This window comes from Candidatus Syntrophosphaera sp., assembly GCA_019429425.1.
Taxonomy (GTDB): Bacteria; Cloacimonadota; Cloacimonadia; order Cloacimonadales; family Cloacimonadaceae; genus Syntrophosphaera.
This window is the reverse complement of the sequence record JAHYIU010000013.1, coordinates 25,466-34,408: the sequence shown is the minus strand read 5'-3', so window position 1 is coordinate 34,408 and position 8,943 is coordinate 25,466. Positions and strand designations below refer to the sequence as shown.

Here is an 8,943-nt window from a genome sequence, read left to right as displayed (position 1 = left end):
CCCATCGCCTGCAGGCTGGTCATCAGGATCATGCCCACCGCCGCGAAGGGAATGGCGAAAGCGTAGGCGTCGATGATCTGCTTGCCGATCTCCATGATCCGCGGATCCTTGATGAAGGCGCCCACCAGGGCTTTCGGAAACAGCACGAACAACAGGGTAAACACCAGCGCAAGGCAAAGATTCATGAATATGGCGGTGCGGATCACCTGTTTCATCCGGGCATAATTGGCCGCCCCATAGTTGAATCCGATCAGGGCCTGCACCCCGATGGACATGCCGATGAACACGAAAATGGGGATGGAAAAGACCCGCGAGGCCACACCCAGCGCGGCAACCGAAAGGTCGCTGTATCTGGATGCCAGGTTGTAGGCGATGGTGTTTCCCACCGTCATCATGATCTGGCTCAGCGAGGCGGGGATCCCGATCAGGAGAATCTGGCGGTAGGTTTCCCAGCGCAGGCGCAAATACTTGCGCGAAGGTTTGGCGACGCTGTGTTCGGAACGGTAGTAGTAAAAGTAGTAAAGCATCCCCAGGCCCTGCCCGATCACGGTGGCGACCGCAGCGCCGGTCACGCCCATCTTGAACACGAAGATGAACAGCGGGTCCAGGACGATGTTTGCCCCTGTCCCGATGAACATTCCATACATGGCCTTTTTCGCCGCCCCTTCAGCCCGCACCAACTGCACCATGGCAAACTTGAGCATAACGAACGGGCATCCGAGCAGGATTATCCTGATGTAGCGGCCGGCCGGGCCCGCAGTATCAGCGCTTGCGCCCACCGCCTTGAGGAACAGGGGAACGGACAGCAAGCCCACAACGATCAGCAGCAACGAGATCACCAGGGTGCTGAACACCGCTGTACTGGTGGTCTCCCGGGCCCGCTCGTAGTCCTTTTTCCCCAGCAGGCGGGAAAGATAGCTTCCTCCCCCCATGCCGAAGATCCCCGCGATCGCCATCTGGAACATGAACAGCGGCATGGAGATCGATACGGCCGCCAATTGGATGGGGTCGTTCAGCTTGCCGATGAAAAAGGTGTCCGTCAGGTTGTAGACGATGTTCACCAGCATGCTCAGCACGCTGGGCAGCGCCATGTAGATGATGGCCCGCGGCACCGGCGTGTTTTCCAGGATGTGGAGGTTCCTCTTGTGCATTCTTTCTTGTTCCTTGCTTGCCAGAATTTTGAACTTGCCGATTTTGTCAACAACTGTGAACCTCCGGGGTCGGTCCGGTTTTCGCGGCCTCAGATTTCGTTCCCGAATCTTTATAAAGTTGCACCCCAACTTGCATTTGGGTTTACCAGCCAAAGTGGTCGTAACTGTTTATAGGATTATGAGATGAATAAAATTGCCTTTAGCTGTGTCACAGTGTCTTTGGACATTTTTGGTCTAGTTCCTGACCTGGTTGCAGCAAATAAGGACAGACAGTGGGTATATATCTATCAGGAGGCTGGCATCAATTAGGGCTATTGATCTAAGTGGGGGTATTTATGTGGTTAAATGAATAAATTGTATGTCATAAATGGCAAACAACCCAATTCCGGAGTTACTCCCAAGAGGCCCTGCACAATCCTGATCGTGTTTCTTCCCAAGCAAGATATTTGATATAATGCAATGATTCGAAGGATTCATGTGTGGAGTCATGTAACAAATATATCTTGACAGCTTTAAGCATCAAGTCAAACTTGCCATTTGGTTGATTATTGGTTGAATTATAAGCGCGTACAACCATGGCTCGGGATTTACAATCCTTTCGAATCCTGGTTGAGAAAGCCGCTACATGTTCAAACTCTAATGAAGGTACAAATGAGCAAAGCTATTTTTCGGACGTTCAAGGGTATTCATACTTACCGCGCGAGGATAGATTCAAAACCATATCATTCCGGATATATACTAAAGGCAATAGGATTTTTATGTAAAAAGGAGATTAGCATGATACATTTCAAAAAAGTAGTTCTGGCCTTGCTGCTGATGGGAGCCAGCCTGACCCTGCCGGCGCAGAATCATATGGACGTGATCCTGGATCTGGAGGGAAACCAGTGGTACGACCATTTCGGGATCAAGCTCGCCGCGCTGGATTTCAACGGCGACGGATTCGATGACCTGGCGGTGCTGCAGTCCTGGTGGGTGCCGGACAGCCTGGACGCCCAACTGGGCGCGGAATATGTCGGCCGCAACTGGGGCCGGATCCTGTTCTATTACGGCGGTCCTGGTTTCGACGGAATCCCGGACTTCACGATCGAGGGCGAGCGGCCTAACCATTTCCGCTACGCGGGAGTGATAGAACGTTTCGCGAGCCTTGGGGACATGAACGGCGACGGCTACGACGACCTGGGGATCTTCGATTATCCAAACAGGATCGCCGTCTACTTCGGCGGCGCCGCTCCTTCCACCCAACCGGGATTCATGATCGACCCCATACCGGACGCCACCACAAACAGTTATTTCAGTATTATGCCCTGCGGCGACCTCAACGACGACGGATATGACGATCTGGCGTATTTTTTCAATAACGACAGCTACACGGGCTACGGTTCGCTGCGGCTGGTTTTCGGCGGGACCTTCCAGGAGCTGGTTGTGGCGGAGACCTACGTCGGCAACTACGAATACCGCTATATCCACGGCATCGGGGACATCAACAGCGACGGCTTCGGCGACTACGTGATGACCATTTTCCAGCAAGGCGGAGGGCAAATGATCAACAGTGCTTATCTTGGCTACGGCGGGCCGCAGATCGACCCGACGGATGCGGCCTTGTTCAGTGAAGTGACGTATGCCTCATGCAACATGAGAAGGCCTCTGGGTGACGTCAACGGCGACGGCTACGCCGATTTCGTGGGTTTGATGGACGGGCTTATCAAATGCTGGTACGGCGGGCAAAGCATATCAGCCGACTACGACCTGAGTCTGTATCCCTATTACCAGGGCGGTGGTGCATCTGATCACGGTCTCGTTCACGGCGATCTCAACGGCGATGGCTATGAGGATGTGATAGGCGCGGATCCCCGTGTCGGATATTTTGACGGCCGGGCTTGCGTCTGGCTGGGCGGGGCCAACATGAACGGGACCGCGGACCTCTTCATCAATGCCTGGGCGTACGGCATGCAGATGGGCCTGGGCATCGCCAGCGGGGACTTTAATGCCGACGGCTGCGACGACCTGGCCATCTCCTGCCCCACTTTCCCTGATATCTCATCTTTCCCCGGCAGGCTCAGGGTTTACGCCGGCAACCCCCAACTGGCGGACACCACCACCGGCATCGAGGAAGAGGTCATGCCCGGGATCGGCTGGTATTTCCGGGCTTTGCCCAACCCCCTGCCCGGGGGAAGCGGGCTCCGGCTGAGGTTTTACGGCAGCGGATATGAGGCTTGCCCTGGCCTGGAACTGAAGATCTGCAATCTGCGCGGTCAGCTTGTGTACAGCGGCGATATCGCCCAGGCGGCCCTGGAGCGGGGCGAAATGGAGATCGGAGTGCTGAAACTGGCGGCGGGGGTCTATATCGCCGAGCTGAGCCAGGGCGGGCAAAAGCTCCAAAGCGCCAAATTCACCGTTAAATAGGAGGAAAAAATGAAAAAGACGATTAACATCGCGCTGTTGCTGCTGATGCTATGCGCGGCGGCAAGTTTAATGGGCGGGCATTCGGATGATTTTGTGCTGGGGGCCTTCAGCGAAAATGCCCCCGGTGACGGGCTTGTAAACCTCAACTCCTCCTCATTCCGCGGTTTGTATGGATATTCAGTTTTGGCGACGGGAGTGTATCAGAAATTTGAGGCCGAATACGCCTCCGCTGAAGCCGTGCAGCCCGGCGAAGAGGATCTACCCCAGTTTTGCTACCAATCCAGGGACAGGGTTGGGCATTTCATATACGATCTCAGTTTCTCAAATCAAACATACTGGCATGTTCCTCCCGGTACCCGCGGCTACGCGTATCAAGACCTCTTTCACCGCTGGCCGGAAGCTGACGGCACCCTTCGCAGGATCGGTCCGGAATTCCGCTTTTTGAGGACCTGGAATTCCGCCGGGAAAGAGATCGATGCCGAAAACTGCCTCTACGTGAGGTTTATATTCAAGGCTACCGACTTGGATAAGCTGGCGGATAATGATACGCTCGCGACCTTCAGTTTCACCTGTTCCGACGCTACCTCCACTAACGCGGATTATCAAGCAGTCTGGTTTTACCACGGGAAGGACGATCCATCCCTTGCCGCCAAATCCCTGACCAAGGCGGAATACCTGGATCTTCCCATCGCGCATGCAGCGAATGATCCCTCAATGAAATGCGTGGAATTCAGGTTTCCTTTCGGGAATCTGAACTCCACTGATATATGCTCGCTCTTTGGCCAGGGCGTCGTGAAAGCCACGGCCTGGTACTGGCAACTGAAAAACCTGAACCCCCGGATGTGGTGGCATGGCAGGGGAAGCCTGATGCTGGATTACGTGGAATTCTCTGACAAGGTCTATAATGAATTTACGAACGATCCAAATGAGCGTGCCAGGCTTAGGAATTTTAACCCCGAAGATGATTACTTCGTAGAAAACCTTTCCCATCATTTCGGGATCGACGAGCCCAAGCATCCCCATTACCAGGCATATACAATATTAGAAGAACATTTGCGAGCCATGGGCGGAAAAGAACTGCTCACCGCCTCCAGCTTTGAGAAAAGGCAGGTGGCCAAGCCTGACGGAACCCCATTAAGGCTTACGCAAGCGTATATCGACGAAGTTAATCCCCGCGCACTGATGATAAACAGATACCCGTTAACCAATGAGCATGTTTGGTGGAATTGGGGTAATGCAGTAAACCTTAACGACTATGGTTTTGTGCAAAAGAAAATTGAAAAAACTGTGCTTAATGAGTATGATTATTACCGAAATATAGCTTCTGCTCGTTCAATGAAATTCATTGCCATGCCCCAAATTTCTGGCGAATGGAACCCTGAAGGAAACAAATGGGAATTTATCCTACCTCCAGGTAAGCTGGCCAAGTGTCTGCAATTGCTACCGCTATGTTATAAACCTGACGGAATAGTACCCTTCAAATTTGATATAAAAGAAGATAACCAAGATAACCAATATGCTATGGTAAAACAAATCAAGAAAATGATACTATTCAATCAATAAGGAGTTCAAAATGAAAAAAGGTATCGTGCTTATTGTACTGGTCGTGCTCGCTACGTACCTGCTAGGAGCATGGGTTCCTGTTCGAGGGGGAAATCAAGACCTAAACATCATCATCAACCATCAAGGCACAGATTACATTGAACTTGATATTGTTCTGAATGGCTTTTATTCGGAAGCCTGTATAGAAATGGGCAAAGGATTTGACAGGATAACCATTCCGGAGGGTCATAGCTACCGAGATCAGGGAAATCCTGATGTTATGCGAATTCGCAAGCTGATTGCCATCCCGGAATGTGACAACGTTTCGCTAAGCATTAACAGTAGCAATGGCGTAACATTATCTGATTATTGTGTATATCCAGTACCGAAGTTGGAGAATAAAGTCGATGGCAATGGCCTTTGTTACACCCAGGAGGAATTCTATCTTGATGATAACGCATATGCGATCTCGGGGTTTCTACCGGAATTTCCCGTGCTGATGGGTGAAATTGGATATTTCCGAGGGCAGAAATTTGCCGAGTTATTCATCTATCCTCTAGCGTTCGATGGAGTTGAGAATTCTATCTACTTCCATCAGGATACCCAGATTCGTCTTGATTTCTCTTGTCCTACAGGACCACTGGTTGAGAATACGGATGTTTTCAACGGCTCTGCAAGCGCGACATTTATCAACTACCCTTCAGATGGTACAACGGCAATAATCAATGACCGTCCAGATCGGGATGGAATTGTTATCTATGTCCCGATAGACAATGAAAACCAGGCGGATTATCTTGTAGCCGACTATCTGATTATAGCGGATGATAACTTTTTTGCCGCAGATCCCCTTGAGGGTTCCCCTGCATTAAACATGATCGCCCAACATCGGGCCAATTACAATGGATTCTGCGTGTCAGTGGTCAATGTAGAGGATATCTGCAATGTCTTTGATCTTGGTGGTGATCACAGAGAAGCCAGAGCTATTCGAGAATTCATCCATAGCGTATATATGAACGAATTAGCGCCAAACATGGGAGATCACCATCTGGGCTACGTGCTTCTCGTAGGTGATGTCGTAATGGATAATGGGATTAACGGCGTGTATACATCATACGATACCCAGTGGGCAGCACAGGATTGGACATTACCAGAAGCTGTAGTGACACCTGTACCATCGGATCATTACTATTCTCTTGTAAGCGGTACCGATACTCTGGCAGATCTGGCAATCGGTAGATTCAGCGCATCAAATGAAACTGAACTCTATAATATCGTGAGAAAAACTCTAGATTACGAATTGGTTTATGGTGTTGATAATTGGCGAGAAAACACCTTGTTTAGGTGGGGAGAAATTTTTTCTGATCTAACTTTAGACCAGCAGGCATATACAGTAAATTCCAATCATTTTGCCGACATCCTATATTATGAACCATATAGCAGCCACTTTCATTCATATTTATACACAAACGACCAGCAATACAACAATACCACCGATCTCATCAATCAAGGAATGATGTATGGCCTATGGATGAGCCATGGTTTTGTTCAGACTGTAGGAGACGGTAGTTACGTTCTCGAAGCTGCGCCGTATATCCAAAGCTTGTCCAATACTCACAAATACCCCAATCTATACATCGATGCCTGCCTTTCTGGCGCTTTCGACCACCCAGTTGACGATTGCCTGACGGAGACATTCTTAAACCAAGATCCAAATCGTGGTTTCGTTACTACGATCGGAAGTTCTAGAAAGGCCTCCGGGAGTTCTCTGCTGATACCGGATGCCTTGTATTGGAGATACGCGCAAAGTATTTGGAATCGTATGCTTTTTGTAAGCGGAGAGGCATTCCTGACAGCTAAGAACCTAACCAATAGGGAATGGGAGAGACATCAGTTTAATTTTATGGGAGATCCGGGGTTGAACCTGATGGCTTCAGGATTTCAGATCACTCAACAAATGGCCTACACCCAGGATGCTCTTATAACTACCGAAATTGAGGTGATGCCAGGCGCAACCCTTCATTTCGGAACAGGGATGACTGCTCCCATAAACATACGCTTTGAGCAAAACGGCAGACTTATCGTCCATGAAGGTGCAGTCTTGCATATCCATGATGATGTTCAAGTCTCCATGGGAGAGAACAATTCGATCGACATATATGGCAACTTGATCGTTGACCAGAATGTTAGCTTCTCAGGCTGGGAGTATGAGCCGGGCTCTCTGCGTATACATAACGGAATTCCTTCCATCGGGCTGACCGCGGTGGGGTTTGAGAACATGGTCATCAAAACCTCTCGCGCAAATACTGAATATCAATCTTGCGGTTTTGCGGATTCTGCCTTGAATATATCAGGCAGCAACGCGGTCATTAATCTCTGTATTTTCACCAGCTCGCCCCTCCTTGTATATTCGGACGGGAACAAGTCATTCTCAATAGGCATTACAAGCAATGAATTCTACAACTCACCAGTTGATATGGAAAGTGTGGCCAGTTTCTATATCAGCGATAACACATTCCAAAACTTGAACCTATTCCCTTATCCAAATGCCTTGAACCTTTTCCATTCAGGTTGGCGGGCCAACACCCTGCATGCCATTCTGGGCAATGACATTGGCGGCGAATCCTCTGCACTGTACCCGTTTGCTAATGGGATCTACGTATACAACAGCCATGCAGACATTAATATCAACAGTTTCAATAACAATCAGACATGTATCACATCCCTGAATGGATCATCTTGCACTGTTGCAGGAAACCGCGATGCCACCATCCCATCACAGACTCAACAATTTGTATTAAACGTTTATCCATATTGCGCCATTTATGCCGAGCATACAAGTTTCCCATATCGGGTATCATGGAACTACCTCACCAGTACCGTGTTTAGCGATGAACACTGGATGATATGCTATGATTATGATCACCAATTCTGCCTGCCTCATATCGTGTCTCACAATTGCTGGTCGAACTATTTCATCCCTGAAGATAACATAGATCTGACAAAATTCCTGATCACTCCGGTCTGGAATCTTCAGCCACAAAACTCAGAAATGACATCTGTGGAAGGGTTGTTCACCGAAGCAGTAACCAACAAAGAAGTTGGCAACTACACTTTGGCGGAGACTCAGTTCAAATGCATCATCGAAACCTATCCCGAAGATAAATTCGCAGAAGCCGCAGCGAAAGAACTATTACCGCTGACGGCATTGATTAGCCAAAACCTGAGCGCGCTTAAAACTTACTATTCCAATATTGATGTCTTTTCTGAAACGGAAGAACTGCTTAAAGTGGCAAGCCAGTATAAAATTCTCTGCGATGTTGTGGACAAGAATTACAGTTCCGCTATTCAGGCTTATGAGGATATAATCTTGAACGCGCAGTCATACTCCGACTCACTGTATGCCGCAATCGATCTCTGTATGACCTATCTGCTGATGCTCGAAGATGGTGATAAAGGAGCTGTGGTCAACTATCCGGACCTGAAGCCGGTATCTTTCGTTGATTATCTGAGAATCAGGAACATGCTCCTGAACATCAAGTTTGAACAAGGCCCCAATCCCGAGATCCAAAACACCCTTACCCGGATCAGCGCGTATCCCAATCCGTTCAATCCGGTTGTAAGTTTTGACATCACAACTCCATATTCATTCGATTCTGAGCTATGCCTCTATAATATCAAAGGGCAGCTAGTGAAAAAGATATATTGCGACAACCTGCGGAAAGGAAGGAATACTGCTGTGTGGGACGGCCGAGATGAAAACAACCGCCAGGTTGGCAGCGGCATCTACTTCTATCGGATGCCAACTCCGGGAGGATCTGTCTCAGGCAAAATCACCTTGGTAAAATAA

At 49.3% G+C, this 8,943-nt stretch carries 4 protein-coding genes; 3 read left to right on the top strand and 1 reads right to left on the bottom strand.

All coding sequences use genetic code 11. The annotated features are described in order from the left end of the window. The coding region (locus K0B87_02590) for an MATE family efflux transporter (GenBank protein ID MBW6513625.1) at nucleotides 1-1,151 on the bottom strand (1,151 nt) is incomplete at its 3' end. A gap of 777 nt (nucleotides 1,152-1,928) precedes the next feature. On the opposite strand from K0B87_02590, the gene K0B87_02585 reads away from it, so the two are divergent. The 3 genes from K0B87_02585 to K0B87_02575 are packed head-to-tail and all read left to right on the top strand — an operon-like array spanning nucleotide 1,929 to nucleotide 8,943. Next, entirely contained in the window at nucleotides 1,929-3,554 is a 1,626-nt protein-coding gene (locus K0B87_02585; GenBank protein MBW6513624.1) for a VCBS repeat-containing protein, read from the top strand. A 9-nt stretch (nucleotides 3,555-3,563) separates the two neighbouring features. Further along, complete coding sequence (locus K0B87_02580) at nucleotides 3,564-5,117, top strand: hypothetical protein (protein ID MBW6513623.1); 1,554 nt, start codon at nucleotides 3,564-3,566, stop codon at nucleotides 5,115-5,117. A gap of 10 nt (nucleotides 5,118-5,127) precedes the next feature. After that, nucleotides 5,128-8,943, top strand: a complete 3,816-nt coding sequence (locus K0B87_02575; GenBank protein MBW6513622.1) for a T9SS type A sorting domain-containing protein — start codon at nucleotides 5,128-5,130, stop codon at nucleotides 8,941-8,943.

Excerpts from the sequence above, each read along its gene's own strand:
- K0B87_02580 (MBW6513623.1), top strand. The coding sequence starts at position 3,564 with ATGAAAAAGACGATTAACATCGCGCTGTTGCTGCTGATGCTATGCGCG.
- K0B87_02585 (MBW6513624.1), top strand. The coding sequence starts at position 1,929 with ATGATACATTTCAAAAAAGTAGTTCTGGCCTTGCTGCTGATGGGAGCC.
- K0B87_02575 (MBW6513622.1), top strand. The coding sequence starts at position 5,128 with ATGAAAAAAGGTATCGTGCTTATTGTACTGGTCGTGCTCGCTACGTAC.